This window comes from Rhodopseudomonas palustris, assembly GCF_013415845.1.
Taxonomy (GTDB): Bacteria; Pseudomonadota; Alphaproteobacteria; order Rhizobiales; family Xanthobacteraceae; genus Rhodopseudomonas; species Rhodopseudomonas palustris_F.
Window position 1 is genome coordinate 4,516,684 of sequence record NZ_CP058907.1, and the last position, 26,792, is coordinate 4,543,475.

25 protein-coding genes, 2 tRNA genes and 2 pseudogenes are annotated in these 26,792 nt (G+C 62.9%); 14 read left to right on the forward strand and 15 right to left on the reverse strand.

The features are described from left to right. The first annotated feature begins 26 nt into the window (after window positions 1-26). Both HZF03_RS20555 and HZF03_RS20560 read left to right on the forward strand, forming a co-directional pair. Window positions 27-1,217: a class I SAM-dependent methyltransferase gene (locus HZF03_RS20555; RefSeq protein ID WP_133303270.1), complete on the forward strand. Its 1,191-nt coding sequence runs from the start codon at window positions 27-29 to the stop codon at window positions 1,215-1,217. 81 nt (window positions 1,218-1,298) lie between these two features. Further along, the gene (locus tag HZF03_RS20560; RefSeq protein WP_276510786.1) at window positions 1,299-1,685 is read left to right on the forward strand and encodes a Wzt carbohydrate-binding domain-containing protein; all 387 of its coding nucleotides are present in this window, start codon (window positions 1,299-1,301) and stop codon (window positions 1,683-1,685) included. A 25-nt stretch (window positions 1,686-1,710) separates the two neighbouring features. On the opposite strand, the gene HZF03_RS24515 is transcribed toward HZF03_RS20560, so the two are convergent. Continuing rightward, on the reverse strand, window positions 1,711-2,265 hold the full coding sequence (locus HZF03_RS24515; RefSeq protein ID WP_234906877.1) for an IS5 family transposase: 555 nt from the start codon (window positions 2,263-2,265) through the stop codon (window positions 1,711-1,713). After that, a protein-coding gene (locus HZF03_RS20570) for an IS3-like element ISRpa2 family transposase (protein WP_179906209.1) occupies window positions 2,159-3,342 on the reverse strand; the annotation gives its coding sequence in 2 pieces (ribosomal slippage) (window positions 2,159-3,093 and window positions 3,093-3,342; 1,185 coding nt in all). The genes HZF03_RS24515 and HZF03_RS20570 overlap by 107 nt, the downstream gene beginning before the upstream one ends. A gap of 418 nt (window positions 3,343-3,760) precedes the next feature. Between HZF03_RS20570 and HZF03_RS24520 the strand changes: the two are divergent. After that, a pseudogene (locus HZF03_RS24520) lies at window positions 3,761-4,696 on the forward strand (transposase). A 167-nt stretch (window positions 4,697-4,863) separates the two neighbouring features. On the opposite strand, the gene HZF03_RS20580 reads toward HZF03_RS24520, so the two are convergent. Further along, window positions 4,864-5,985, reverse strand: coding sequence for an acyltransferase family protein (locus HZF03_RS20580; protein ID WP_119019218.1), 1,122 nt, complete (start codon window positions 5,983-5,985; stop codon window positions 4,864-4,866). A gap of 501 nt (window positions 5,986-6,486) precedes the next feature. Here HZF03_RS20580 and HZF03_RS20585 point away from each other — a divergent pair. Continuing rightward, window positions 6,487-7,176, forward strand: a pseudogene (locus HZF03_RS20585) (phosphohexomutase domain-containing protein); the annotation flags it as partial. Window positions 7,177-7,419: 243 nt separating this feature from the next. Beyond that, on the forward strand, window positions 7,420-7,659 hold the full coding sequence (locus HZF03_RS20590) for a hypothetical protein (protein WP_234832303.1): 240 nt from the start codon (window positions 7,420-7,422) through the stop codon (window positions 7,657-7,659). A 33-nt stretch (window positions 7,660-7,692) separates the two neighbouring features. On the opposite strand, the gene HZF03_RS20595 is transcribed toward HZF03_RS20590, so the two are convergent. From HZF03_RS20595 to msrA, 3 genes are all read right to left on the reverse strand, one after another. Then, window positions 7,693-7,938 carry a hypothetical protein gene (locus HZF03_RS20595; RefSeq protein ID WP_107357602.1) on the reverse strand — a complete coding sequence of 82 codons (246 nt, stop codon included), beginning with the start codon at window positions 7,936-7,938 and terminating at the stop codon, window positions 7,693-7,695. A 233-nt stretch (window positions 7,939-8,171) separates the two neighbouring features. Then, window positions 8,172-8,588: a peptide-methionine (R)-S-oxide reductase MsrB gene (gene msrB / locus HZF03_RS20600; protein ID WP_119019493.1), complete on the reverse strand. Its 417-nt coding sequence runs from the start codon at window positions 8,586-8,588 to the stop codon at window positions 8,172-8,174. Window positions 8,589-8,618: 30 nt separating this feature from the next. Further along, window positions 8,619-9,329: a peptide-methionine (S)-S-oxide reductase MsrA gene (gene msrA / locus HZF03_RS20605; protein ID WP_119019492.1), complete on the reverse strand. Its 711-nt coding sequence runs from the start codon at window positions 9,327-9,329 to the stop codon at window positions 8,619-8,621. 309 nt (window positions 9,330-9,638) lie between these two features. Here msrA and HZF03_RS20610 point away from each other — a divergent pair. The 4 genes from HZF03_RS20610 to HZF03_RS20625 all read left to right on the forward strand — a co-directional run bounded on the left by HZF03_RS20610 (window position 9,639) and on the right by HZF03_RS20625 (window position 14,507). Next, window positions 9,639-9,713: transfer RNA gene (locus HZF03_RS20610), tRNA-OTHER, on the forward strand. A 175-nt stretch (window positions 9,714-9,888) separates the two neighbouring features. Next, window positions 9,889-13,218, forward strand: coding sequence for a carbamoyl-phosphate synthase large subunit (carB, locus tag HZF03_RS20615; RefSeq protein WP_119019491.1), 3,330 nt, complete (start codon window positions 9,889-9,891; stop codon window positions 13,216-13,218). A gap of 223 nt (window positions 13,219-13,441) precedes the next feature. Next, complete coding sequence (gene greA / locus HZF03_RS20620) at window positions 13,442-13,918, forward strand: transcription elongation factor GreA (RefSeq protein ID WP_011159607.1); 477 nt, start codon at window positions 13,442-13,444, stop codon at window positions 13,916-13,918. Window positions 13,919-14,096: 178 nt separating this feature from the next. Further along, a complete protein-coding gene (locus HZF03_RS20625) occupies window positions 14,097-14,507 on the forward strand; it encodes a DoxX family protein (protein ID WP_011159608.1) in 411 nt (136 codons plus the stop codon). 36 nt (window positions 14,508-14,543) lie between these two features. Here the strand turns inward: HZF03_RS20625 and HZF03_RS20630 are convergent, their stop codons facing one another. After that, window positions 14,544-15,026, reverse strand: a complete 483-nt coding sequence (locus HZF03_RS20630) for an Lrp/AsnC family transcriptional regulator (RefSeq protein ID WP_011159609.1) — start codon at window positions 15,024-15,026, stop codon at window positions 14,544-14,546. 256 nt (window positions 15,027-15,282) lie between these two features. Between HZF03_RS20630 and trxB the strand changes: the two genes are divergently transcribed. Further along, a complete protein-coding gene (trxB, locus tag HZF03_RS20635; protein WP_011159610.1) occupies window positions 15,283-16,248 on the forward strand; it encodes a thioredoxin-disulfide reductase in 966 nt (321 codons plus the stop codon). 8 nt (window positions 16,249-16,256) lie between these two features. Further along, on the forward strand, window positions 16,257-17,180 hold the full coding sequence (locus HZF03_RS20640) for a LysR family transcriptional regulator (protein ID WP_011159611.1): 924 nt from the start codon (window positions 16,257-16,259) through the stop codon (window positions 17,178-17,180). Between the two features lie 315 nt (window positions 17,181-17,495). Here the strand turns inward: HZF03_RS20640 and HZF03_RS20645 are convergent, their stop codons facing one another. From HZF03_RS20645 to HZF03_RS20680, 8 genes are all read right to left on the reverse strand, one after another. Continuing rightward, a complete protein-coding gene (locus HZF03_RS20645; protein ID WP_011159612.1) occupies window positions 17,496-18,170 on the reverse strand; it encodes a ParA family protein in 675 nt (224 codons plus the stop codon). Between the two features lie 211 nt (window positions 18,171-18,381). After that, the gene (locus tag HZF03_RS20650) at window positions 18,382-18,759 is read right to left on the reverse strand and encodes a hypothetical protein (protein WP_012497403.1); all 378 of its coding nucleotides are present in this window, start codon (window positions 18,757-18,759) and stop codon (window positions 18,382-18,384) included. Window positions 18,760-18,852: 93 nt separating this feature from the next. Beyond that, the gene (locus tag HZF03_RS20655) at window positions 18,853-19,188 is read right to left on the reverse strand and encodes a hypothetical protein (protein ID WP_119019490.1); all 336 of its coding nucleotides are present in this window, start codon (window positions 19,186-19,188) and stop codon (window positions 18,853-18,855) included. Window positions 19,189-19,327: 139 nt separating this feature from the next. After that, entirely contained in the window at window positions 19,328-19,558 is a 231-nt protein-coding gene (locus tag HZF03_RS20660; RefSeq protein ID WP_042441267.1) for a hypothetical protein, read from the reverse strand. A 221-nt stretch (window positions 19,559-19,779) separates the two neighbouring features. Beyond that, entirely contained in the window at window positions 19,780-20,592 is an 813-nt protein-coding gene (gene cpaB, locus HZF03_RS20665; RefSeq protein WP_011159616.1) for a Flp pilus assembly protein CpaB, read from the reverse strand. A gap of 232 nt (window positions 20,593-20,824) precedes the next feature. Then, a tRNA-His gene (locus HZF03_RS20670) sits at window positions 20,825-20,901 on the reverse strand. A 175-nt stretch (window positions 20,902-21,076) separates the two neighbouring features. Continuing rightward, window positions 21,077-21,508 carry a phasin gene (locus tag HZF03_RS20675; RefSeq protein ID WP_011159672.1) on the reverse strand — a complete coding sequence of 144 codons (432 nt, stop codon included), beginning with the start codon at window positions 21,506-21,508 and terminating at the stop codon, window positions 21,077-21,079. 222 nt (window positions 21,509-21,730) lie between these two features. Further along, window positions 21,731-22,114 carry a phasin gene (locus HZF03_RS20680; RefSeq protein ID WP_011159673.1) on the reverse strand — a complete coding sequence of 128 codons (384 nt, stop codon included), beginning with the start codon at window positions 22,112-22,114 and terminating at the stop codon, window positions 21,731-21,733. A gap of 323 nt (window positions 22,115-22,437) precedes the next feature. Here HZF03_RS20680 and HZF03_RS20685 point away from each other — a divergent pair, with 323 nt between their 5' ends. The 3 genes from HZF03_RS20685 to HZF03_RS20695 all read left to right on the forward strand — a co-directional run bounded on the left by HZF03_RS20685 (window position 22,438) and on the right by HZF03_RS20695 (window position 26,681). Beyond that, window positions 22,438-26,019 (forward strand): PAS domain-containing protein, encoded by a 3,582-nt coding sequence (locus HZF03_RS20685; protein ID WP_119019489.1) that lies wholly within the window; start codon window positions 22,438-22,440, stop codon window positions 26,017-26,019. A gap of 156 nt (window positions 26,020-26,175) precedes the next feature. Further along, on the forward strand, window positions 26,176-26,403 hold the full coding sequence (locus HZF03_RS20690; RefSeq protein WP_119019488.1) for a hypothetical protein: 228 nt from the start codon (window positions 26,176-26,178) through the stop codon (window positions 26,401-26,403). Further along, window positions 26,400-26,681, forward strand: coding sequence for a type II toxin-antitoxin system RelE/ParE family toxin (locus HZF03_RS20695; protein ID WP_119019487.1), 282 nt, complete (start codon window positions 26,400-26,402; stop codon window positions 26,679-26,681). Before HZF03_RS20690 ends, HZF03_RS20695 begins: the two co-directional genes overlap by 4 nt. Window positions 26,682-26,792: the final 111 nt, after the last annotated feature.

The following is a 26,792-nucleotide window of genomic DNA, read 5'->3' on the forward strand; positions in this document are numbered from 1 at the left end:
TCAACTGACCGACCAGGAAGGGTCCTATGGCCGCACAAGATTCCTCGATCGCGAGATTCGCCAGACGCGCTCAGGACGCCGCCCTTCGACGGATGATCGCGGTCGCCAAGCGGGTCGCAGGGCCGACGATCAGGCGCGCCCTTGCCCAGGAGCGGGAAGCCGCCGGAGCGGCGGCAGCGCCCGCCGCGGTCCTCGCCGGCGACGATCAATTGCTGAGCCGGATGGCGGCGGTTGCGGGCGACGGCCTTCGGGCACGTTATCCCAATTCGGCGCAGTCGGACGCCGTCGTGCTCGAGCTCGCCCGTCTGATTGCGCCAAAGCTCGCCCTCTTGCCGGGAAACCCTGCGCACGACATCTTCTATGCAAACGGCATGCACTTGCTGCCGAAGCACTATTACTTGCCGATCCCCGACGACGGCGATCAGCTCGACGCCTTCTGGACGACGCCGAGCAAGATGGTCGGTGTCGACACCCACGACGAAGCCCAGCTGCATCTGATGAAGAGCGTGTTCCCGCGCTACCTCGCCGAATTCCGCGAGCAGTTTCCGATCAACGAAGCGAAGGAATTCGGTGAGTTCTTCCTGCTCAACGGCAGCTACATGGCGGTCGATTCCCACGTCTACTACTCGCTGATCCGTCAGAACAACCCCGAGCGCATCGTCGAGATCGGATGCGGCAACTCCACCTTCCTCGCGTGTGCGGCCGCCAAGCGCAACCAGCAGGAATTCGGCCGCGCGCCCTCGATCACCGCGATCGAGCCATACCCGTGGGAGATTTTCAGGAAGGGCTACCCCGGTTTGACTGAGGTCGTGGCGAAGAAGGTTCAGGACGTTCCGCTTGAGGTGTTCACGTCGTTAAAAGCAGGCGACATCCTGTTCATCGACTCGACCCACGCACTCCGGTCGGGCAGCGACGTACAGTATGAATTCCTTGAGATTCTGCCGAGATTGCAGCCCGGCGTTCTCGTACACATCCACGATATCAGCTTGCCGCTCCCCTACCCCAAGGTCTATTACGATCAGCATATCTATTGGAACGAGCAGTACCTGCTTCAGGCTTTCCTTGCCTTCAATTCCCGGTTCGACGTGCACTGGGCTGGCAACTATATGCTGATCAATCACCGCGAGGCGATGCTTGAGACATTCCCCGAATTCAAGCTGATGCGGGAGAAATGGCCCTCCTCTGAGCCGTCAGCTTTCTGGATACGCTCGATGTAAATTCCGCCTTTAAGTGTTGTTCAGCGCGGAAATCAGCGTGGCGATACGCACTTAATAGCTGCGTGTGCCGGCACCAAGATTCTGGGTGCGCCCCGGACACCGATTTGCGGCGTCGAAAACGACAAGTCACACACGATCGCGATTTCTGTCGTAGCTACGGATGACAACAGAAACGTTAGCGGCGGATACAACATCAAGCCCGGCAACGGCGCGGTGGTGTACGGCACGTCCTCGAGCGTGCAGGGACACTTTTTCGACTTCTTAGCGGGCGAATCCATCACCTGCCGATTGGCCGCATCGCCCGAGCTCGCGCTGGGCACGTCTTACCTTTCGATCGATGCCGCCGAGCCCCCGACGCCCGTAGATGAAATTCACAACTATGCGACGATCGACTTTGTCCACGATGCCCTGCGGTTCATGGTCGGCTCGCGCGGGACATCCGAATCGCGGATCTCAAAACTCAACTAGCTTCGTTCAGGAAGGTGGAAGACGCCTAGGTCGTGGGCTCAAACCGCATCCACAGTCGTGTGGCGGCGAGTAGGACGGCGGCGAGGAAGTTTCGCGCGGTCTTGTCGTAGCGCGTGGCGACGCGACGGAAGTGCTTCAACTTGTTGAAGAAGCGCTCGACCAGATTACGCTGTCGATAAACCACAGGATCGACCGAACGCTGGACCTTGCGGTCGCGGCAGGTCGGAATGTGAGCACGGCCGCCTCGGTTGCGCACCAGTTTGACAAGCGGCTTTGCATCATACCCGCGGTCGGCAATGAGTTCGCCGCCCGGTCTAAGCGCTTCGATCAGCATCGGCGCGATGGTTTTGTCCGACGACTGGCCTTGCGACAGGACAATGCGCACGGGCAGGCCGGCTTCGTCGACGACGGCATTGATCTTGGTGCTCAGTCCTGCACGAAAAAGGCCGATGGCGTGACCTTGCCCCCAAGTTTTATCCAGGCCTGAGTTCGTTCGGGTGGTTAGATGGGCCCATGTGGGCGGTGGCGGGAGCTGGCGTGGAGCTTTCGATATAGCGCAGCGCCAGATCCCGACGCGGATTGCAGGTGGCGGCGAACTCGGATGGCGTCCGCCACCCGAGCTGTGAGTGCGGTCGTGCATCATTGTAGTCGGCCCGCCAGCACCGGAGCGCTACGCGGGCCTGGGCCAGCGAGGTGAACAGCGTTTCGTTCAGCAGTTCATCCCGCAGGCGGCCGTTGAAGCTCTCGATGAAGGCGTTTTGCATGGGTTTTCCCGGCGCAATGTAGTGCCAGGCGATACGGCTCTGATCGGCCCATGTCAGGATGGCATTGCTGGTGAACTCGCTGCCATTGTCGCTCACCACCATCTTGGGCTTGCCGCGCTCGGCAACCAGCCGGTCCAGTTCTCGTGCGACCCGGGCGCCCGAGAGCGAGGTGTCGACCACCAGCGCCAGGCACTCGCGGGTGCAGTCGTCGACCACAGTCAGAATGCGGAAGCGTCGACCATCGGTCATCTGATCCGACACGAAGTCGAGCGACCAGCGATCATTCGGGAGCACCGGCACTATCATGGGAGCTCGTGTGCCGAGGGCCCGTTTGCGGCCACCCCGGCGGCGCACTGTGAGCTTCTCCTCACGGTACAGCCGGAACAGCTTCTTGTGATTGACCAGGTAGCCCTCACGCTTGAGCAGGACGTGGAGGCGCCGATAGCCAAAGCGCCGGCGCTCATGGGCGATCGCCCTCATACGTTGGCGCAGCCCGGCATCATCGCTCCGGCTCGTCTGATATCTGACTGTCATGCGGCAGCAGCCGATGGCTTTACACGCCCGCCGTTCGCTCATCTCGAATGCAGTTTGCAGATGCGCGACAGCTTTCCGCTTGGCCGCGGGCGTCACCACTTCTTTCCCAGAAGATCCTTCAGGGCTGCATTGTCCAGCATGGCGTCGGCCAGCAACCGCTTCAGCCGGGTGTTCTCGTCCTCCAGCGACTTCAATCGCTTGGCCTCCGAGACGTCCATCCCGCCAAACTTCGCCTTCCACTTATAGATGCTGGCGTCGCTGACGCCGTGCTTGCGGCAAAGATCGGCGACCGAAACGCCAGCCTCGTGCTCCTTCAAAATCCCGATGATCTGCTCTTCCGAAAAGCGGCTGCGCTTCATGCTCTGGTCCTCGTTAGGGCCAGAACGAACTTAAAACTGGATTAAGCCCGAGGGGCAAGGTCACAGGCTATCTACCCCATCAGTCCCGATCCCAAGCCTTAAGATCGAGCGAGCTAGGCGCGGCACATTGAGAGCACTTCTTGGGCTTAGATAGTTACAGTCTGCAGACCCCTTTATTTCCACACCGAGATATCGCAGGCTGCAACCACACCTTACTGACCATCGGCAAGTCGTTGTAGCAGCTTGTGCTCAAACAGAACCTCAGAGTTATATTCTGGCACAGGACGCGAAGACCATGGGCGGCTCAGAACCGAATTAGAGCGGTTCACCGATTGACCGAATCGGGAAAGGGATCCCGCCCGGAGGAGGGAGGGGGAGTGCGATCCAAGATGCAGACTGGATCGGAGGCCTGCATCGGATGGTCCGACCTCTTTCGAGTGATCTGCGTGAGCAAGTGGTGGCTACGGTGGAGACCGGCGAAAGTTGCCGGGCTGTTGCAGCCGGCTTCGGTGTCGCGTCGTGAAGTGGAGCCGTTGCCATTGCGCGACAGGTTCGGTGACGCCGGACAAGATGGGCAGACACCGCAAGCCCGCGCTGCACCTGGCATTCATTGTCGAGGGGATAAGGCAGACACCCCAATTGACGCTGCATGCATTGAAAGATGAACTCGCAGCACGAGGCATGAAGGTCTCGCAAAACGCGGTTTAGACATTCTTTCTTGTGAAGGGCTGCGCTTCAAAAGAACGCTGCTCGCTCTCGAGCAGGGATACGCTGACACCGCGTGGCGACCGCAGCGCTGACGCAGGTTGTAGCAGGGCCTCGATCTAGAACGCCTAATGTCCATCGAAGAGACTTTGATCAAGACCAACATGGCCCCGCTGCGCGGCTGTGGGCCCCAAGGCTGCGTAGCTTTGCGCCGCATGGCCAATAGCGCATGCCGACCTTCCTGGGTGTCCTGCGCTGCGACCGCTTCATCGCGTTTGCGTGTTCGACGGCCCGATCGGCGAGAGTTTCCGCGCCTCGAATAGCAACTCGCGCCCGCGCTGAGGCTGGGCAAGATCTTCGTCATGGACAACCTCGGCAGCCACGAGTCACCGCCTATCCGCCGGATGATCCGAGAAGCCGGCCCCAGGTTGCGGTATCTGCCGCCGTATTCGCCTGACCTCAATCCGATCGAGCAAGTCTTCGCCAAGATCAAGCATTGGATGCGTATCGCTCAGCACGCACGATCGACGCTGCTTGCCGCCACACCAGCCACCTTGGCGGCATCGTTCCACCCGCCGAATGCGCAACTACCCCATGGTTAGACACGAGCACACATTTGCGGACCAAACCTCAAGGGTGCAGTATTTGACAGATCAAGGAATTCACGGGATCGGCAAAGGCGCCGCAGATCCAGCCTGCCACATATTCCGAGCACCGTGATAGCAGAAGGCAGAAAGATCGCGCTACGCAAATCCGCGACCCGTCAAATTTCATCCTTCATCCATCTCGCCACCGTGCCATACTTCGGCCTACACCTCATACATTCGATACACCGCCCACGGCGACCGGCTGGTTAATCCGGAAATAGAACGACTCTGCAATCACGTAAGACAACCACCCCAGTCCAACCGCTCCACAGAAGCCGACCCCCGCCATGAACAGAGCATCAAAGACAACTCCGAACCGAACGATTGCGACATGCCACCAACCAGCGAACACCAACGATAAAGCAACCGAGTGAAGAAGGTAGAACGAATACGAAATCCTCCCCAAGAAAACGAGCGGCCGCCAAGACAATAGTCCGACTAACCACCCCTCCCCTACAATCGCCTTGCACAGAATTGCAGAACCCAGCACCGAAAATAGCCAAACAAACTGCGAGGTCGAGAGATACCCCGCCACCATCAGACCAACTACGACTATATACATTATGACAATGATAGAATCAGGAAAGGACGACGCAATACTCCCAACCTGCTCCTTCGATAAGCAACCGATTAAAGCTCCGAAAAACAAGAAGAGATAGAACTCAGCATAAAACCCAATCACTGAGGGGACGTATGCAACAACGACACCCGAGAGAGCAACTGCGCCGATAACCGGAACCGAAAAAGCTTGAGCCGTTATTACTGCGATCGGGAACATGAAATAAAACGTCATCTCGTAAAACAGAGACCACGTAACGTTATTGAAGACAATCCCTGATATTCCTAGCGACGGAACACCATTTAAGAAAACCAAATTGGCCGCGATTACGCGCAAATTTGGAAGCGGAATATGCAAGACAAGCCCCACCAGAGCACAAATCATCACAGCTAATAGAAAAGCTGGATAAATTCTCATTATGCGCCTCAGGACGAAGCGGGAATAGTCGAATTTCCCAGCGAGCGTGATCCGAGCGATAAGAAATCCACTCAACATGAAAAAAAGATAGACGCCGTGATGTGACCTGAACAGGACGTACAACGCAACATCGAACGCCCCATACCAACCGGACAGATCGACGCTATTCGGATTTCCACCACGGAAAATGGCCATGTAGCTTCCGCAATAGTGAACGAAATATGTGAGCATTACGGCAACGCCTCGAAGTCCATCGAGCGCGGAATTCCGGCCAATCATTTTCTTCGCCCGTCCATCCTTGAGCAATCCAAGCATTCAACAATCGAACTAGATCACCATCAAATAGGGGGCACCATTTCTAACCTGCTACTGCGGTGACGTGAGGATCTGGAAGCAGACCATCATCAAGTTTGGACGTCCAATTTCGAATCGGATGAATTGGAAGACCGCATTTGATTATAGCTTTCAAGCAAGGATTCAGGCAGTTCTGAATGAACGAGATGGAATAATCAGATGTGCAAGCTACATCGCTAGCCATTCCTCGACATCCCGGCCACTCAATCGTCTCCTACCGCACTTCCGGCTCGGAAGGCAGTAGTTGCACCTGCGAATCCGAGCCGATGGTGAAGATCAACGCAACTTCGCGGGTACGACGTGCGCTGGTTAGCCAGCCTTGATCAAACACGCTGTGATCGACGGTTGATCGCCTCGGGCCGCAAGGTACATGACCTGCCGGTGCAGTAGTTGTCGAGGGCCCCTACGTGTTTCATCCCCATTTCCGGGGCAACTACATCGCCGACCTGACCAAGTCGCCTAACCGGCGAGGAGATCTTCGCCGACAAGGTGGGCGTGATGCTGGCGCGCGACATGGCGGCGATCCATCCGAACGCGCGCTTCGTCGTCGACGTCAAATCGACCGGCCTGTTCGCGACCGATCCGGTGCTGCAACAGCAGGGCGCCCAGACCGAATACTGGAAGACCGGCCACTCCTACATGAAGCGCCGTACCAATGAATCCCAGGCGCTGGCGGGCTTCGAGAAATCCGGCCATTTCTTCTTCAACGCGCCGTCAGGCCGCGGCTACGACGACGGCCTCGTCTCGGCGATCGCGATCTGCGAGATGCTCGACCGCGCGCCCGGCAAGTCGATGTCGGATCTAAAGAACGCGCTGCCGAAGACCTGGTCGTCGCCGACGATGTCGCCGCATTGCGCCGACGAGGTGAAGTACCGGGTGATTGATCAGGTGGTGAAGCACTTCGAAGCCGCCAAGGCCAATGGCGACCTCGTCGCCGGCCAGCCGATCCGCGATCTTGTCACCGTCAACGGCGTCCGCGTCACCTGCGAAGACGGCAGCTGGGGCCTGGTCCGCGCCTCCTCCAACAAACCCGAGCTGGTGGTTGTGGTCGAAAGCCCGGTGTCGGAGCAGCGGATGCACGACATGTTCGAAGCGGTGAACGTCGTACTGCGCCAGCATCCCGAAGTCGGCGCCTATAACCAGACGATCTGAGGCCGAGGCCAACAGCACTGATTTTGATTTGTCGGGCGGGATCGATTAGAGGGTTCCGATCAACGTGCCCGGTTCCGCTCGGAATCGCTCTAGGGCCCAGCGGACGGAGACCTGCCCATTCGACGTTTCAGCGATATCGCGCGTTTCGCAGTCAGCCTAGCGGCGTGTCTCGCCCTCGCCGGCTGTTCGTCGATTCTCGATGCGCTGCCGGATGGTGGCGACAAGGCGCCGAAGTCGGCGGTGATGGCGGTTGATCTGAAGAAGGTCGGGGATGAGGCAAAGCTGCCGCAGCCGTGGGAGATTGCCGGCCCGATCGAGGCCGATCCGGTCACGGTGACGCCGTGGATCGTCTGTCTACGCAGCAAGGCCCCGGATCAGACACGGCAGACCTACGCGCTGTTTTACAAGAGCGGCAAGCTCGAGACCTATCGGTTTACCGCGATCGTCGATCGCTGCGACGTGCAGAGCTTCAGGGCGTTCTAGAACAGGTCCGGGACTGTCGCAGGCGCGCTCTGATCACGACGCGCGTCGCTGCAACGGGTAATCTTCGCTGTCGTACAGCGTTCGAATGCCCTTGTGGTCGAAGCGTGCTTCGTCAACCTGCAGATAGGCGCCGTTCAGGCAATCCGCCGGCAGTTCCTCGATCGCATAGCGCACGGCCTCGGCCGCCCTGCTGAAGCGGCGATAGGCGACGCCGGTCCGGCGCTTCTTGCGGATCGCTGCGGGAAACAGTTCGGCGGCGGTATCGTAGCTGAACGCCATGGTGGAAGTGGCCTCCTGACTAGGGTGATGGGCCACGCGAATGCGCGATCTCGATCGGCACCGGCGGCTTCAATTCCGACCCTCTTCATATAGGCACGATGCGCGGATTTGCGACTCGCGGCCGCCGTGATCGCGCTATCTGAATGAATTCACTTCGCTTTTCTGAGACACACAGGAAAAAGCGGGCGCCGAGGGCCCGCTTCCGCAAATCAACCCAGAAGGATCGGATTCCGCTATTTCGGCTGCAGCTTCAGCGCCGCCGAATTGATGCAGTAGCGCAGCCCGGTCGGCCCGGGACCGTCGGGGAATACGTGACCGAGATGGCCGCTGCAGCGCGAGCACAGCACCTCGGTGCGGATCATGCCATGGCTGACATCGCGCTCCTCGTCGATCAAGCTGGCCTGCGCCGGCGCGGTGAAGCTGGGCCAGCCGCAGCCGGAATCGAACTTGGTATCGGACTCGAACAGCGTCTGACCGCAGCCGGCGCACACATAGGTGCCGGGCCGGGTCTCGTATTCATACTCTCCGGTATAGGGCCGCTCGGTCGCCTTCTCGCGCAGCACGGCGTACTGCATCGGCGTCAGCTCCTTGCGCCACTCGGCTTCGCTCTTCTCAATCTTGCCGGGAGAGGTGGTCTTGGTGTCGGACATCGTTCCTCCTGAAACCGTCGGGCCCCGCCTTCAGTTGGTGGCCTTGACGCTGCTCACCAGCGTCGGCTTGTCGAGATACTCCGTCGGAAACAGCTTCTTCAGGGCCTCGATCTTCGGCAGGTCGTTGTAGGCAATATAGGGCTGAGTGGGGTGCAGCGTCAGGTAGTCCTGGTGGTAGGCCTCCGCGGCATAAAACCCCTTCAGCGGGCCGACCTTGGTGACGATCGGTGCGCCGAACACCTTGGCGGCGTCGAGCTGCGCGATATAGGCGTCGGCGATCCGCTTCTGCTCTTCGCTCGTGGTGAAGATCGCCGAGCGATATTGCGGCCCGGTGTCGGGGCCCTGGCGATCGAGCTGCGTCGGATCGTGCGCGACCGAGAAGTAGATCTGCAACAGCTTGCCGTAGGAGATCCGCTTTGGATCGTATTTGACCTCGACTGCCTCGGCGTGCCCGGTGGTCCCGGTCGAAACCAGCGGATAGCTCGCACTTGCTTTGCTGCCGCCCGCATACCCCGACAACGCATTCACCACGCCGGCCGTGTGCTGGAACACGCCCTGCACGCCCCAGAAGCAGCCGCCGGCGAACACCGCGGTCTGAATGCCGCCGGCTTCCTTGGCGTCGAGTTGCGTCGGTGGAATCACGACCGGCTCCTCGGCCGCCCGGGACGGTCCGAGCGCGGACCATGCGAGCAGCCCGGCGGCCGCGGCGCAGAGAGCAAGACGACCAAATGAAGCGCGCATGAGCTGTCCTCGCGAGGTTGAGGTTGAGGCCGTTAGCCTGACCGTTGCGCTCAAGATACGAGGCTCGCGCCTAGCTGTTACGGAGGCGCGGACACGAGTTCGTGACTGCGACCTCGCATTGGAGAGAGGCCGCAGCATCACGGGCGCGAGACAATTCGGTAATTTTGCACCGGGCCGGCCGCCTGCAACCGCCCGAGGCCGCTCGGCCGGATCCCAATCCTAAATGACCGGAGGCCGAAGGCCGCATTGCATTAAGGATAGCCGCTCTCGGGGCTGGATCACCCCTTCGTGAAGTGCCAAGATGCGCTCGGCCCGGTGGCGGAAGATTAACGCGGGGGCGGTGCAACGCTCTTTTTCCTGGTTCAAGTCCAGGCTGGGCCTCCAGATCTTGCCGAAATTGCCGGTTGACGGGCGACTGGAAGGCCTTTCGCCGCCCGGGAAACTGGTCTAAGACACCTCCCGCGCGCCTGGGACGGCCCGGCGCTTGAAGACCTGAGGGACGCGCGGCTGCGCGCCCTTTTTTTGTGCCCGCGATTTCCGCCCGCGTCAGCGAGATTTGATGCCCAAACGAACCGACATCTCCACCATCCTCATCATCGGGGCCGGTCCTATCGTGATCGGCCAGGCCTGCGAATTCGACTATTCCGGCACGCAGGCGGTCAAGGCGCTGAAGCAGGAGGGCTATCGGGTCGTCCTGGTCAATTCCAATCCGGCGACGATCATGACCGATCCGGAGCTGGCGGACGCCACCTATATCGAGCCGATCACCCCGGAGATCGTCGCCAAGATCATCGAGAAGGAGCGCTACGTCATCCCCGGCGGCTTCGCGCTGCTGCCGACGATGGGCGGCCAGACCGCGCTGAACTGCGCACTTTCCTTGCGCAAGCTCGGCACGCTGGAGAAGTTCGATGTCGAGATGATCGGCGCCACCGCCGACGCGATCGACAAGGCCGAGGACCGCGAGCGGTTCCGCGAGGCGATGACCAAGATCGGGCTGGAGACCCCGAACTCGCGCCAGGTCAAGAGCCTGCCGGACGCGCTGCGCGCGCTGGACGAGATCGGCTTCCCTGCGCTGATCCGGCCATCGTTCACGATGGGCGGCACCGGCGGCGGCATCGCCTACACCAAGGCCGAGTTCATCGAGATCGTCGAGCGCGGCATCGACGCCTCCCCGACCAACGAGGTGCTGATCGAAGAGTCGATCCTCGGCTGGAAGGAATACGAGATGGAGGTCGTGCGCGATAAGCACGACAACTGCATCATCGTCTGCTCGATCGAGAACCTCGATCCGATGGGCGTGCACACCGGCGATTCGATCACGGTGGCGCCGGCGCTGACGCTTACCGACAAGGAATACCAGATCATGCGCGACGCCTCGCTGGCGGTGCTGCGCGAGATCGGAGTGGAGACCGGCGGCTCCAACGTGCAGTTCGCGGTCAATCCGGACGACGGCCGGCTGGTCGTGATCGAAATGAACCCGCGCGTGTCGCGCTCGTCGGCGCTGGCGTCGAAGGCCACCGGCTTCCCGATCGCCAAGGTCGCCGCCAAGCTGGCGGTCGGCTATTCGCTCGACGAGATCGCCAACGACATCACCGGCGGCGCGACACCGGCGTCGTTCGAGCCGACGATCGATTACGTCGTCACCAAGATTCCGCGGTTCGCCTTCGAGAAATTCCCCGGCGCTTCGCCGACGCTGACCACCGCGATGAAATCGGTCGGCGAAGTGATGGCGATCGGCCGTACCTTCCAGGAAAGCCTGCAGAAAGCGCTGCGCGGGCTCGAGAGCGGCCTCACCGGTCTCGACGAGATCGAGATCGACGGTCTCGGCCGCGGCGACGACAAGAATGCGATTCGTGCGGCGCTCGGCACCCCGACCCCGAGCCGGCTGCTGCAGGTCGCCCAGGCGATGCGGCTCGGCTGGTCGAATGAGGAGATCTTCAACTCCTGCAAGATCGATCCCTGGTTCCTGGCGCAGCTCCGCGGCATCATCGACATGGAAGCCCGGGTCCGCGAGGCAGGCTTGCCGGATCATGCGTTCGGCATGCGCACCCTGAAGGCGATGGGCTTCTCCGACGCCCGCCTTGCCGTGCTCGCCGACACCACCGAAGCCGAGGTCAAGGCCAAGCGCCGCGCGCTCGGCGTGCGTCCGGTGTTCAAGCGGATCGACACTTGCGCGGCGGAGTTCGCCTCGCCGACCGCCTACATGTACTCGACCTACGAGTCGCCGTTCGCCGGCCCTGCGTCGGACGAAAGCCAGCCGTCGGACAAGCAGAAGGTGATCATCCTCGGCGGCGGCCCGAACCGGATCGGCCAAGGCATCGAGTTTGACTACTGCTGCTGCCACGCCTGCTTCGCGCTGCATGACGCGGGCTACGAATCGATCATGGTCAACTGCAACCCGGAAACGGTGTCGACCGACTACGACACCGCGGACCGGCTGTATTTCGAGCCGCTGACGGGCGAAGACGTGCTCGAGATCATCGACACCGAACGCTCCAACGGCACGCTGCGCGGCGTGATCGTGCAGTTCGGCGGCCAGACGCCGCTGAAGCTGGCGCGCGCGCTGGAAGCCGCCGATGTGCCGATCCTCGGCACCTCGCCGGACGCGATCGACCTCGCCGAGGACCGCGACCGCTTCAAGCGCATCCTCGACAAACTGCGGCTGAAGCAGCCGAAGAACGGCATCGCCTATTCGGTCGAGCAGGCCCGTCTGGTCGCGGCCGAGCTGGGCCTGCCGCTGGTGGTGCGTCCGTCTTACGTGCTCGGCGGCCGCGCGATGCAGATCATCCGCGAGGACAATCAGCTCAGCGATTATCTGCTCGGCACCCTGCCCGAGCTGGTGCCGGGCGACGTCAAAGCGCGCTATCCGAACGACAAAACCGGGCAGATCAACACCGTGCTCGGTACCAATCCGCTGCTGTTCGACCGCTATCTGTCGGACGCGACGGAAGTGGACGTCGACTGCCTGTCGGACGGCAAGGACACCTTCATCGTCGGCATCATGGAGCACATCGAAGAGGCCGGCATTCATTCGGGCGACTCGGCCTGCTCGCTGCCGCCGCATTCGCTCAGCGCGGAGACCATCGCCGAGCTGGAACGCCAGACCCGCGAACTGGCGCTCGGCCTCGACGTCGTCGGCCTGATGAACGTGCAGTACGCCATCAAGGACGGCGAGATCTACGTGCTCGAAGTCAATCCGCGCGCGTCACGTACCGTGCCGTTCGTCGCCAAGGTGATCGGCATGCCGGTCGCCAAGCTCGCGGCCCGAATCATGGCCGGCGAGAAGATCGCCGATCTCGGCCTGAAGAAGCGCAACCTCGATCACGTCGGCGTCAAGGAATCGGTATTCCCGTTCGCCCGCTTCCCGGGCGTCGACACCGTGCTCGGCCCGGAGATGCGCTCCACCGGCGAAGTGATGGGCATCGACCGCTCGTTCGAGATCGCCTTCGCCAAGAGCCAGCTCGGCGGCGGCACCCGCGTGCCGCGCAAGGGCACCGTGTTCGTGTCGGTCCGCGAAAGCGACAAGGCGCGGATCGTGGACGCCGTGAAGCTGCTGCATTCGGTGGGCTTCAAGGTGATCGCGACCTCCGGCACCCAGCGCTATCTGTCGGACCACGGCGTGCCGGCAGAGAAGGTCAACAAGGTGCTGGAAGGCCGTCCGCATATCGTCGACGCCATCATGAACGGCGAAGTGCAACTGGTGTTCAACACCACCGAGGGACCACAGGCGCTGGCCGACAGCCGGTCGCTGCGGCGCGCTGCCCTCTTGCATAAAGTTCCCTATTACACCACTCTTTCGGGAGCGGTGGCCGCCGCAAAGGGCATCCGGGCCTATTTGGATGGGGACCTTGAGGTCCGGACTCTGCAGAGCTACTTTTCCGAAAGCTGATCGTCGCCCGGCCTGAGCGGCCGGCTATCGACTGACAGGCCGTCAGGCCGGGGAACCCGCCCGCATTGGAATTGTTCTCTCCGGCGTTTGCCGGAAAGCTCTGGTGCCGTTTTGAACCGACTTCGGACGCCGCACAGGCGCGGCGCCGCCGTAAACAGCCGACGACGTTGCGGGCGAGCAGGGTTCGGCGATCCGCAACGTATTCTTGAAGGATGAAGAGACGATGGTCGAAAAGATACCGATGACTGCGAGCGGTTACGCCGCACTTTCGGACGAGTTGAAGCATCGCCAGTCGGTGGACCGTCCGCGCATCATCGAGCACATCGCCGAAGCACGCTCCCATGGCGACCTCTCGGAAAACGCCGAATATCACGCGGCCAAGGAAGAGCAGTCCCACAACGAAGGCCGGATCAACGAACTCGAGGACAAGCTGGCGCGCGCGGACATCATCGACGTCAGCAAGCTGTCGGGCGACACCGTCAAGTTCGGCGCGACCGTCACCCTGATCGACGAGGACACCGAGAAGAAGGCGGTCTGGCAGATCGTCGGCGAGGCGGAAGCCGACGCCAAGAAGGGCAAGATCTCGATCACTTCGCCGCTGGCGCGAGCGCTGATCGGCAAGAAAGCGGGCTCCTCGGTCGAAGTCGTCGCCCCCGGCGGCGCCAAGGCCTATGAGATCGCCAAGGTCGAGTGGCGCTGACAGCGCCTCCTCGACGGGACGAAAAAGCCGCGCTTCGCCGCGGCTTTTTTGTTGCCCGAAACCAAGCGCCTCACGGCGAATTCAGTCGCTGGTGCAATGGTGTTGCGGCAATGTTCCGTACGGTCGGCGGCAGTTCTGCTCGGCCGCGACTGCCCCCACCTCGAGATTAGGATCGTCCATGAATCAGTCGTTCGCGCGCTGGCAGCCGTTCGCCCTGAGCCTGCTCCGCTTCATCACCGGCCTGCTGCTGCTTCAATACGGCGTGGCCAAGCTGTTCAAATACCCGCCGGTGCCGACGTTCGCCAAAGTCGAGCTGTTCTCGCTGTACGGCGCGGCGGGCAGCCTGGAGCTGATCCTCGGCGCGCTGCTGATGCTGGGCCTGTTCACCCGCCCGGTGGCGTTCATCCTGTCTGGCGAGATGGCGTTCGCTTATTTCCTCGGCCACGTCTTCAAAGGCGCGACACCGGTCTGGCTGCCTCTGCTGAACGGCGGCACCCTGGCGATCGCGATGTGCTTCACTTGCTTGTACTTGGCCACGTCGGGCGGCGGACCGATCAGTCTCGATCGCGTGCTGCGGCGCGATCGCTGACACCGCACCAGCACTGAAAAGATTGCAGCGGCGGCCTCAGGTCGTCGCGGCTTTCAACTCCAGCGGCACCGCGGCGGCATATTTCGAATTGCGCAGCACCAGCGAGGTGCGGACGTTGCGCACGTGCGGCGCGGCCGTGAGGTGGGCGACGAAATTCTGGAACGTCGCCATGTCGGGCGCGACGCATTTCAGGATGAAGTCGACTTCGCCCGACAGCATCCAGCACTCGCGGACCAGCGGCTCGTTGCGGACGAATTCCTCGAACCCGCGCAGGTCGGCCTCGGCCTGGCTCGACAGGTGCACCGAGGCGAACACGGTGACGTCGAAGCCGAGATGCGCCGGATCGAGCAGCCCGCGATAGCCGAGGATGTAACCTTCCTCCTCCAGCGTCCGCACCCGGCGCAGACACGGCGGCGGCGAGATTCCCACCCGTTTGGCCAGTTCGACATTGGTGATTCGGCCGTCGTCCTGGATTTCCTGCAGGATCTTGAGGTCGATCTGGTCGAGGCTCTTGGTCACGCTGGTGCTATTCCCGCAAGGCGGATTCGGCTTAGAAACAGCCTCTCTTAGCGCAACCCGCGAAATTTGGGTAATTTTATTTCGCGATGCTCACAGCTCGTTTTCCAATCTTGGTGGGAAATCCTGCACGGAGGTATTGCAAATCTTGCATAGCTCACCAAATCACATAGACTTCTGTCTGATCTTCCGCCCATTGGCGATGCCCCAGCCAGGCCTTTCCCTGCGTCGCGCCGCCCTCAGTTTCGGGGACTGATTCATGCCGAGTCCGGTTCAAGCCAAGGTCGTGATCATTGGATCCGGGCCCGCCGGTTATACCGCCGCAATCTATGCCTCTCGCGCGATGCTGGAGCCGATCTTGATCCAGGGCATGCAGCCGGGCGGCCAGCTCACCATCACCACCGACGTCGAAAACTACCCCGGCTTCGCCGATGTGATCCAAGGCCCCTGGCTGATGGAGCAGATGGAGAAGCAGGCGCTGCACGTCGGCACCCGGATCAAGACCGACCTCGTGGTCGATCTCGACCTCAGCCAGCAGCCTTTCCGGCTCACCTGTGACAGCGGAGACGTCTATCTGGCCGACACGCTGATTCTGGCCACCGGCGCCCAGGCGCGCTGGCTCGGTATCCCGTCCGAACAGACCTACAAGGGCTTCGGCGTCTCGGCCTGCGCCACCTGCGACGGCTTTTTCTATCGAGGCAAGGATGTCGTGGTGGTCGGCGGCGGCAACACCGCGGTCGAGGAGGCGCTGTTCCTGACCAATTTTGCCGCCAGCGTGACCATCGTGCACCGACGCGACCACTTCCGTGCCGAACGCATCCTGCAGGACCGGCTGTTCAAGCATCCGAAGATCAAGGTGATCTGGGACGTCGCGGTCGATGAGATCTGCGGCGCCGAGAACCCGACCAAGGTCACCCATGTCCGTCTGAAGAACGTCAAGAGCGGCACGACCAGCGAGGTCAAAGCCGACGGCGTGTTCATCGCGATCGGCCATGCGCCGGCGACCGAGCTGTTCAAAGACCAGATCAAGCTCAAACCGTCGGGCTATGTCGAGGTTGCGGCAAATTCGACCGCAACCTCGGTACCTGGCGTGTTCGCCGCCGGCGACGTCGCCGACGAGACCTACCGCCAAGCCGTCACCGCAGCTGGAATGGGCTGCATGGCGGCTCTCGAAGCCGAACGCTTCCTGGCGCTGCGCGCCGGCGACCGCCAAGCGGCCGAATAACTCTCTGGATGGCGCGACACCGCGACGGGTTCACCGATATGGACTGGGATAAGCTGAAGGTCTTTCACGCCGCTGCCGAAGCGGGGAGTTTCACCCATGCCGGCGAGCAGCTCGGGCTGTCGCAGTCGGCGGTGTCGCGGCAGGTCAGCGCACTCGAGCAAGAGCTCTCGGTGTCGCTGTTTCACCGCCACGCCCGCGGGCTGATCCTCACCGAACAGGGCGATCTGCTGTTCCGCACTGCGCATGACGTGTTCATGCAGCTGCAGGCGGCACGCGCCAAGCTCACCGACAGCCGCGAGCGGCCGAGCGGCGACCTCAAGGTCACCACGACGCCGGGGCTCGGCATTCACTGGCTGGTGCCGCGGCTCGGCGAATTCACCGCGCTGTATCCGGAGATCCGGATCTCGCTGATCGTCACTGACGAAGAGCTCGATCTGTCGATGCGCGAGGCGGACGTCGCGATCCGTACCCGCAAGCCGACCCAGCCGGACCTGATCCAGCGCAAGCTGTTCTCGATCGGCTTTCACGCCTATTGCTCGCCGGAGTACATCAAGAACTTCGGTACGCCGCGGACGCTGGAGGATCTCGACAATCACCGGCTGATCATGCTGAGCGACAGCCAGGTGCCGCCGCATCTGCAGAACCGGAGCTGGCTGATCGAAGCCGGGCGCAGCGGCATGGGACCGCGCGAGCCCTACTTCAAGGTCAACAACATCCTCGGCCTGGTGCGCGCTTGCCAGCAGGGCCTCGGCATCGCAGCGCTGCCGGATTACCTGATCGAGGACACCAACCGTCTGGTGCAGTTGTTTGGCGAGGAAGACTCGATCCAGCTCGACACGTACTTCGTCTATCCGGAGGAGTTGAAGACGGTGGCGCGGGTGCAGGTGTTCCGCGACTTCGTCGTCAACAAGGCGCAACGCTGGCCGGGCTGATTTGTCGCTCCCGGGGCTCCGCATGTCTGACATGCGGGGGGCCCGCTTGCCGGGCCGCCGGATCGCGGATCAAATCATTCTCACGTTGAGGGGTCGCGCTGCATCAAGTCCCCCTCCTCCAGTAGCGCGGCGGCTCAGCTATCCCTCTTGGAAGGTGATTGTGTCGGCCTATCAGGCCAAAGACCTTAAGCCGGGCTCTTCGTGGGCCCGGTTTTTTTCTGCGCAATCGTCTGTCCGAGCGCACGCGGCGATCGGTCGCAACAGCTCATGAAAAACGCGCGGGTGGCCGCGCGCTGCAGTGGTGTTGGGTCGCGGTCAGGCCGCCTGCTTGTGCATGCCGGAATTTCCGGCCCCGCGGATCGCCTTGACAGAGCGTTCGATCGCCGCCCACAGCCGGCTGATCTCGTAAGCGGCGCGGCCTTCGGCGGCATATTCGCGCGCGCCCTGGCCTTCACCGAGCGCCATCAGAAGATCGGCGCGGTTGGTGATCTGCCCGCCCCAGACCGGCGCCTTGAACTTGGCGAGCGCATCACGCGCGATGGTGACGATGCGGCTTTCGACGTCATCACGCAGCGCCGGGGCACCGTTGAGCACCACCGCGTAGGGTTTGCGGTGCGATCGGCAGGTCTGGATCGTATCCTGCACCGCGTTGACGTCGAACACGCCGGGACGCGCCGGGATGATCACCATCGTGGCGTTGCGGATCGCGTCGTCGACCACGGCGGAGAGGTTCGGCGGCGTATCGACGAACACCCATTCGATGCCGTCGCGCTTTGCGGCGGCGACGATGTCGCTGATCGACCGCGTTGCGGTGCGCAACGGCGGCTCATTGGTACCGCGAAGTTTGTGCCACAGCGTCAGCGAGCCTTGCGGATCGGCATCGATCAGCAGGCACGGACGCGATGCCTTATGGACCTGTGCAGCCAAGTGAGCAGCCAGGGTACTTTTTCCCGAGCCGCCTTTACGCGAAGCAAAAACGATGACGTTCATACCCTGGCCTCCCGATTGACCTTGGCGGCAAGGTGAATCAGCTCGTTGATTCGTGAAAGACAAAATTGCAAGCAATCATCATTGCCTCGCCAGATTGTAGCGATCCGCTGGTTTTTGAGTCACACCGGTTCCGCATTCGGTGCGACGCACAGGCTCTCATTGAGTCCCGAAGACGGTTTTTGAATAGCAGATTGATGACAGCGCCTGCTGATCAGGCCGCCGTCTTGGTGGATGAATCGGAGCGCTCCACCTGCTGATCAGCATCGAAAGGCTTAGTATCCGTACCGCGGCCGCGTTGCCGCTCCAGCCATTTGCGCTCGATCCAGTTCAGCGTCCGTGCGGTCGGCTTCTCGAGCGCTGGCACGTCCTGAGCGATCAGCACCATGCCGAGGGGTAGCATCCACAGGCCCAGGACCGGCAGGAAGCTAAGCATGCCGCCACCAACCAGGGCGACTCCGAGGGGCAGCCGAACATACTTAGATGACGGCCGCCGCAGCCAGCCGACGAAATGCGCCGGCCGGGGTGGTAGCTTGGACTCGAACCACTGCAGATGGCGGTCGAGTTCGGCGCGGTGATCGATCTCTGTCACAAAGCTCTCCTCAGGCGCGAGATATGCGCGTCGATTTCGACACCAACGCGGCAAGCTGTCGCGCAGATCCCGGAACCTGGGAGGCTTTGTCAGTTACTGCCGCTCGCGCTTGAGAGGTTTGCGGGGCTTGAGGCTCGTCGGTTTGCGCCGCACGGCCTCGTTGGAACGCATCGCCACCGGCGTCGGTCCGAACTGAGCGCGGCAGGCGGGCGTAAGCTGCGCTTTGTTCTGCATCATGCAGACGGTGATCCGGTCGACATCCGGGACAAACGCACCGCACAACCGCATCGCATCGCCCGTACACGCCTGCTGCTGCTCGGCGGTGTACGCCAACGCCGCACCGGCAATCAGTGACAGACCGAAGCTGGCAGCCAGAACAAGACCATGACGACGAACGACGCGCGGCGAGATCGAATGGGTCGAGATCATGGATGGCCCCCCTGCTGTGCTGACGTTTCCCCGCAGGCGTTCGGCCGCCTTGTTGTTAGTTGGCTGATTGGCGGAGTGTGCGTGAGACGCGAGAAATTCGCAAGCAGCGCGAGCGGGCCTTGCGCGACAAGCTTGGCGGCTAAGCTTCGTTGGCGCCGACGCCGCGCTGGTCCAAGGCGGTTTGCCCCGCCACGGTGAGACGATAATGACGCTGCCCGGCCGGATCGCCGGAGGTGCTGACCGCGACCAGGCCATCCGAAACCAGCCGGTCGAGCTCGAGCCGCTGCCCCGCGTTGAGGTCGCGCCCGGCCGTCCGGGCCACATCCACCAACACGGCGATCGCCTGATCGCTCAATTCCCGGTCGGTCATGCCGGCTCCCCCGCGCTTTGTTTCGCTTGAAGCAACGTGACGGTCCGGCATTCCGTTCCGGACATGTGCCGCAACGCAAGCGCGGTCACCCGCTCAGCAAGCGGCCGGCTGGGACCATCTCAGAAAGGGCGTGGTGACCTCACGCAGTCGCTGCGTAGCGCCGGCAAGGCGTGGTAGCCCACCTTGTAGGCTCGCCGCCTCTCGCGGGGGTGCTTCAAGGCTTACCTGCGTTCGCAGAGGGGCGCGCAGCTGTAGAGCTCTTTGTCCGTGCCTCTGTACACGGTGATCTGCTTGTCGCCTTGGTCCGATGCCTCGGCCACGATCCGGGCGTCCGCGATGCTGCGCAACGCAAGCGACAACGTGCCGGACTGGCGGGCACGCGTCAGCACTTCGGCTTGATCGCCTGTGAGCTCGAGGGTCGCGGTCTTTCCGACCACGACGTTCTGCCCTTCCCGTTCCTTCGGCAACTGGTCGATCGCGAGCACGCGCACGTTGGTCAGGATCGTCGTCGACGTCACCGTGTCCTTGGCGCCGGGAATATCGGAGCTCTTGTCCCGCTTGGTCAGGATCACGTCGACCTTGTCGTTGGGAAGAATGAAGCCGCCGGCGCTGGTCTCAGGCGAAATCTCGGTCGAGACAGCGCGCATGCCGGTCGGCAGGATCGCCGCCATGAAGCCGGAGCCGTTGGGCTTCACCAGTTTGACTTCGCGGATCGGCTCGCCGGCAACGAAGGGCGAGCGCGCGATTGTCCCGGCGAGAAAGGCTTCGGTGTTCGGCATCTTGTCGCGGCGGAGGAAGTGCTCGCTGGCGCTATCGGCAGGCCAGCTTTGCCACCGGACATCCGACGGGGTGACGAGCTGTCCAAGCGCGATATTCGATTTCGCGACGAGAACATCGACGGTCTGGAGCTGGGGAGCAGGCTCCGCAACCTGGCGGGGTCGCTCCGAGTCCGAGCTGCTCGCCAGGAACGCGGCAGCAGCGCCGGCGGCGAGAGCAATGCCCAAAACGACAATGCGCGGCTTACTCAGGCGCATCCGCAAACTCCGGTTACTAAACTCAACGCAACTTGTCGCAATCTTAGGTCGAGGCGCATCAAGATAGAGTTAAGGTGAATACGAAGAATCTCCCCGAAACGGTATTATGGGAGTGCCGCATAGCCACGGGTCCGTACACGCGATCTCGGGCGCGTGGGGCAGGCCAAGCGCGTCGGTCCGCTCGATTTCGGCGGCTGGCGGCTGATCGATCTGAAAAGAGAGATTTTAGGAGTGGTACAGTTGGGTGGGCTCGAACCACCGACCTCCTGTTCCACAGACAGGCGCTCTAACCAACTGAGCTACAACTGCATCCGGCGCGGCCGAGGTGGCCCGCGAACGGGCGGAAACTAGGTGCAACGCCGCGCTTTGGCAAGACCGTGATCGGCTGCAAAACCAATGTCGGGGGTGCTGTCGACAACAACCTTCCGACGAAAAAGCCCGGGCGGATGGCCCGGGCCCTGAAAACGTTGAAAACCGGGCCTGATCAGGCGGCCGGCTTGAAGATCTTCGAAGCGTTGGCCTTGATCGGCTCGACCGTCTCGGCGGCGACCTTCTGGGTCAGCTCGGTCAGTTCTTTGGTCTGCGCGGTCAGCGTCTCGATCTGCTTCTTGGCGTGGGAGGTCCACAATTCCATCACGTCCGGCAGGGTCTTGGCACCGATCAGGCTCTGCGCGAAGTCGAAGCTGGCGCTGGTGTTGGTCTTCACGAAGTCGAACACCTTGGTCGAATAGTCGGTCGCGCCTTTGCTGGCCGAGGTGAACACCGCCTCGATCGTGCCGTTCTGGGTCTCGGCGACGTCCTTCAGCTTGGCGTAGCTTTCGCGGGCCTGCGACACGCCCTTTTCGGCGAAGGCGCGGACCTGCTCCGGAAGCTGGAACGGCAGCACGGTGGAAAACGGATCGCTCGAGTCGGCCATTGGGGCATCCTTCGCTGGTGGGGCTATCGAAGTGACCCGCGCGAGCGGCCTGCGCAATGTTCAGGCTGTACGCCGAGCCGGGACGACAAAAGCCGTCCATTCGTCACAAAATACCACAGAAATTGTGCAATGCAACATAAAATTGCATTGCACTGCCGCATTACGCGCCATGGGCGTGGTGGGCGGTGGTGGGGCTCGTGGCCCGCCGGCCTTTGAGGAGGCTCAGCTCTTCGGCTTGGTCACGTCCTGCGCCGCCTTGCTGACGACCTGACCGATCTCGCTCGCCTGCTCGGCAAACGCCTTCATCTGTGACTGGACGTATTCGCTGTGGACCCGCATCACGTCGCCGAGATCCTTGGCGTGGACGAGCTGCTGGGCGTAATCGAGCGCGGCGTGAACGTTGCGCTCGGCGAAGCTGACGGCGCGGCCGGTGATCTCCTTGGCGTTGGCCCGGGCGGCGGCGCCGCGATCCTCGATGGTGGCGGCCGTCTGCTGGGCGCTGGACAGCATGTGCTCGAACGCCTTGCGGGCCTGATCGAACCCGGCCTCGGCCATCGAGCGCACTTCCTTGGGAATCTCGAACCGATCACGCTCTTCCTGATCCATCGTCAGCTCCTTCCGCCTGTTGCGCCGCTGCTCGACCCGGCGCCGAAGACCTTACCGACCTATCGCATCGCCGGTGTGACCGGCGGATGTCGACTAGCGCATCGTGACCGATCGTCATGGTTTTGCAACCTTCCAACGCGATCAGGGCTTTCGAGGTCCTCAGGCGTGGCCAAATTAAGGTTATCGGCGCTTAAGACGGGATAGCCTCATCGCAAACGTGGACCTAACGGGAGCCGCTGGCGATAATGAATTGTTAAGGTTCTCAGGCCCCGCGCTCTGTCGGCCACAGGCGCACCACTGGCGAGCCGGGCGTACGAGTAGCGATGACGAACTGGGACTTTCAATTGCGAGGGGTCGACGATCCCCGGCTCGCGGTGCACGCGACCCGGACGTTGCCGGCGTGGCTGTGGTCGACCGACGGCAGCCGCGTGCTGTGGGCGAACCCAGTCGCCGCCCGGCTGTTCGACGCCGCAAACGCCACCGAGCTCGCCGGCCGCAACTTTCGTCCCGCCGATCCGCACCGCCGCCAGGTCGCCCAGCTCGCCGCAAAGCTGCCGCCGAACGGCGCGACGCGGCTGGAGCGGCTGCGCGGCTTCGGCGCCCCGCTCGGCGCGCTGGTGACCTGCGCCTGCACAAAGCTCGGCTTCGCCGATGGCAGCGCCGGAATCCTGATCGCCGCCGCAGAATCGATCGGCCGCCCGATGCCGCTGATCGACCGGCTGCGCGGCCTTGTCGAAGGCGTCGACACCCCGATCGCAGCTTTCGCCAGCGACGGCCTGTTCGTCGGCTCGAGCGCCGCCGCGCGCACGCTGCTCGGCTTCCGCAATCTGAGCGAAGCGGGTCTCGACCAGGCCCGTGCCGACGCGCTGCGGCTCGGCCGCGCCGAGACGCCGATCGGACTTGGCCATTTGGTGCTGCAGCGGGTCGGCAGTGGTGCCGACGTCGGCCTGATCGCACTGCTGGCGCCGGGGACGACGACCGAGCCCGGTCAGCAACCAACAGCCAGGTCTCCAGAGCCGCAGCATCAGGCCGATTCAGATCCGCAGCCTGAAACCGAGCACCCGGCTGCCGTTGCGGCGCCGGTCGAGCCGGCTGCGCAAGCCGAGCCGACTGTCGAAGCTCTGGGGGCCGCTGAGGAAGCTCCAGAGCCGATCGCGGTCGCCCCGGATGCAAAAGACGAGTCCAGCGAACCGCAGGCGCCCGTCGAGTCGGAGAGCATTCTAGAACCCGCAACGGATCAGCAGCCGGCCGAAACCGAGGCGGCAGCGACTGAGCCCGACTACGAGACCTTCGCAATCCTGAGCGAAGAGCCCGCCGAATTCACGCTGCTCGACGACGTCGCCCCCGCTGTCGAGGCGCAGCCTGCATCGACCGAGCCGCAGGCGGACACAGTCGATACCAACGCACCGCAATCGCAACCGGTTGCTCCTGTCGAAGAACCGGCCGCCGAGGTGGTGCTAATCGATGAGCCTGCCGCGCCAGAGCCGACCGGTGAACCTTCGCCATATATCGAGGCCGTCGCCGACGAGCCTGCAGCACCGGAAGCGGCCGAGATTGAAGTCCAGCCGGCCTTAGTCGAACAATCCGCGGCCCCCGAGCCGGCCGCTCCCGAGCAGGCGGCAACCGACGCTGCACCGGCCGTCGAAACGGCGCCCGAACCACCTGCACCGCGGCGGCATCCACTCCGCTTCGTCTGGCAGATCGATTTGGCCGGCCGGCTGGCGATCGCCTCGGATGAATTCCTCCGCCTGATCGGCCCGCACACCGCTGCTAATCTCGGCGAACGCTGGACCGAGGTCGCCGACCGGCTCGGGCTCGATCCGCAAGGTCTCGTCGCGGCCGCACTTGCCACGCGCCACACCTGGAGCGGCATCACGCTGCAATGGCCGGCGGACGGCGCCGCGCTGCGGCTGCCGATCGAAATGTCCGGCCTGCCCGTGCAGGATCAGGGCGGTGCATTTGCCGGCTATCGCGGCTTCGGTGTCTGCCGCGATCTCGCCGCGCTCGATTATCTCGCCGCGCTACGCCGGCACGGCCCGAACGAACCGCTGCGGCCGCAGCCGCTGTCGGCCGATCGCGCGCCGAACTCCCCCGCTTCAGACCAGGCCGCTGCTCTGGACCCGCTCCTGAACCCCTTGGACACGCCCGTGGATACCCCGAAAAACGTCCTGCCGTTCCGCGCCGCCAACGACGCGCGTGCGCCGTCGCTGACTCCGGGCGAGAACAGTGCCTTCCACGAACTGGCGCAGCAATTGGCAGCCCGGCTCGCGAGCGAGACGCCGACGACCGCGGATGCTCCATCAATTGCCGACGACGAAGTTGCGCCAGAGCAGGACGCGGCACCGACCGATGCGCCGGAAGCACCGCGCGCCGATTGGCTCGCGCCGACGCCAACGCCGGCGAGCGGCGCCAGCGCGCGCGACCGCCTGCTGCTCGATCTGATGCCCGTCGGCGTGCTGATCTATCGGCTCGACCGGCTGCTCTATGCCAATCCGGCGTTCCTGGCACGGATGGGCTTTGCGAGCGTCGCTGCGCTGGAAGACGCCGGCGGCCTCGATGCGCTGTACGTCGATTCCGGCGTCGGCGATTCCAGCAGTAGTTCGGAGACCGGCACGCCGATCACCATCACCGCCGCGCAAGGCGGCGACGCGGCTCCGACCGAGGCGCGGCTGTTCACGATCGCCTGGGATGGCGATCAGGCGCTGGCGTTGATCTGCTCGCCCGCCCCTGCACCGACTGCCGTGCCCGAGCTGCCGTTTGCGCCGACGACTGCGATCGAGGATGCGCCCGCCGTGGTCGGCGCCGCGAACGCCGAGGAGCTCGGCGCAATTCTCGACACGACCGCCGAAGGCGTGCTGATGTTCGACGAAGCCGGCGAGATCAGCGCCGCCAACCGCAGCGCCGAAGCACTGTTCGGCTACGACGGCGACGCGCTGGTGCAGCACAATCTGATCGAGCTGTTCGCGCCGGAAAGCCGCGAAGCCGTGGTCGATTACTTGGACAGTATCAAGAGCGGCCGCGCCCAGAGCGTGCTCGACCACGGTCTCGAAGCGCTCGGCCAGGTGCGCGAAGGCGGGCTGTTTCCGCTGAGCATGACGATCGGCCGGACCCGCACCGATGGGCCGAATTTCTTCGCCGTGTTCCGCGATCTGTCGCAGCTCCAGCGTACCGAAACAGAACTGAGCCAGGCCAAGCGGCTCGCCGAACGCGCCACCGGCGCCAAGGCGGACGTGCTGGCGCGGCTCAGCCACGAAATCCGCGCGCCGCTCAACGCCATCATCGGCTTTGCCGAGGTGATGATCGAGGAGCGGTTCGGCCCGCTCGGCAACGAGCGCTACGTCGACTACATGAAGGACATCCGTGCCTCCGGGGAGCGCGTCATCGGCATTGTCGACGATCTGCTCGATCTGTCGCGGATCGAGACCGGCAAGCTTGATCTCGCCTTCGCCAGCATCAACCTCAATGAGCTGGTCGAACAGAGCGTTGCGGTGATGCAGCCGCGGGCCAATCGCGAGCGCATCATCATCCGCACCTCGCTGGCGCATTCGCTTCCGACGGTGGTGGCCGACGCACAGGCGCTGCGCCAGATCATCATGAATCTGATCAGTACGTCGATCCATCTGGCCAATGCCGCCGGACAGGTCATCGTCTCGACCGCGCTCAGCGATGCAGGCGAGGTGGTGCTCCGCGTCCGCGACACCGGCAGCCGTCTCAACGACGACGAACTCGCCGCCGCGCTGCAGCCGTTCCGCACACCGAGCGACCGTACCGAAGCCGCCGGCGTCAGCCTGTCGCTGACCAAGGCGCTGGTCGAAGCCAACCGCGCCACCTTCCACATCAAGAGCGCGCCGCAATCCGGCACGCTGATCGAAGTGGTGTTCGCCCACGCGCCGGCAGCGGTTTGAGGAAGGGATGCGGGCCGTCATCTCCCCGCGGGACCATGTTACCCGCAGACTGGCGCATTAGGACGGCCTGACGCCGAATCTGCCCGAGCGATGAACGATCTGCCAAGCTAGCGGCTCGGGCTTTCTAAAACCTCGAATGCCGGCTAACATTTATAAATGACCAAGCTCTTCGAACAGGCGATCGAGACCGTCCGCGGCCTTCCTGCCGAGCAGCAGGACGCATTGGCTAGACTGCTTATGCAATTTGCGGCAGTGGACCAGCCGGCACTCGAGCTGTCTCCACACGAGGCAGCCTCCTTCGATGAATCATTAGCGCAGGCGGAACGCGGCGAGTTCGCCACGGAGGAGCAAGTTCGCGCCATCTGGGCCAAGCACGGGCTGTGAAGCTACGCTATACGATCCGTGCTGCCGCCGAGCTCGACAAAATCCTCAACTTCATCGACCAACGTTCACCGCGGGGTGCGAGCCACGTCAAAGCGCGCGTCCGCGCCGTGATTGAGCTACTCCTCGAATATCCGGAGGCTGGGAGGGAAACTACGAGGGGTCTACGTCGTGTAGTTGCCTATCCTTATCCCTACGTGATTTTCTATCGGGCAACACCATCAGAGATCATCATACACGGCGTGCGTCACAGCGCTCGGAAGCCGACGACACAATCCTGAGTTCGACTTTCGAGCGGCGCAGGCTCCGCTGACCAGGACGCCAGCCAATATCCCCTTGCTCCCCGCCGGCAATCGCGATTTAGCTGGCGCGGACCGAACCCTGGCGCGAGA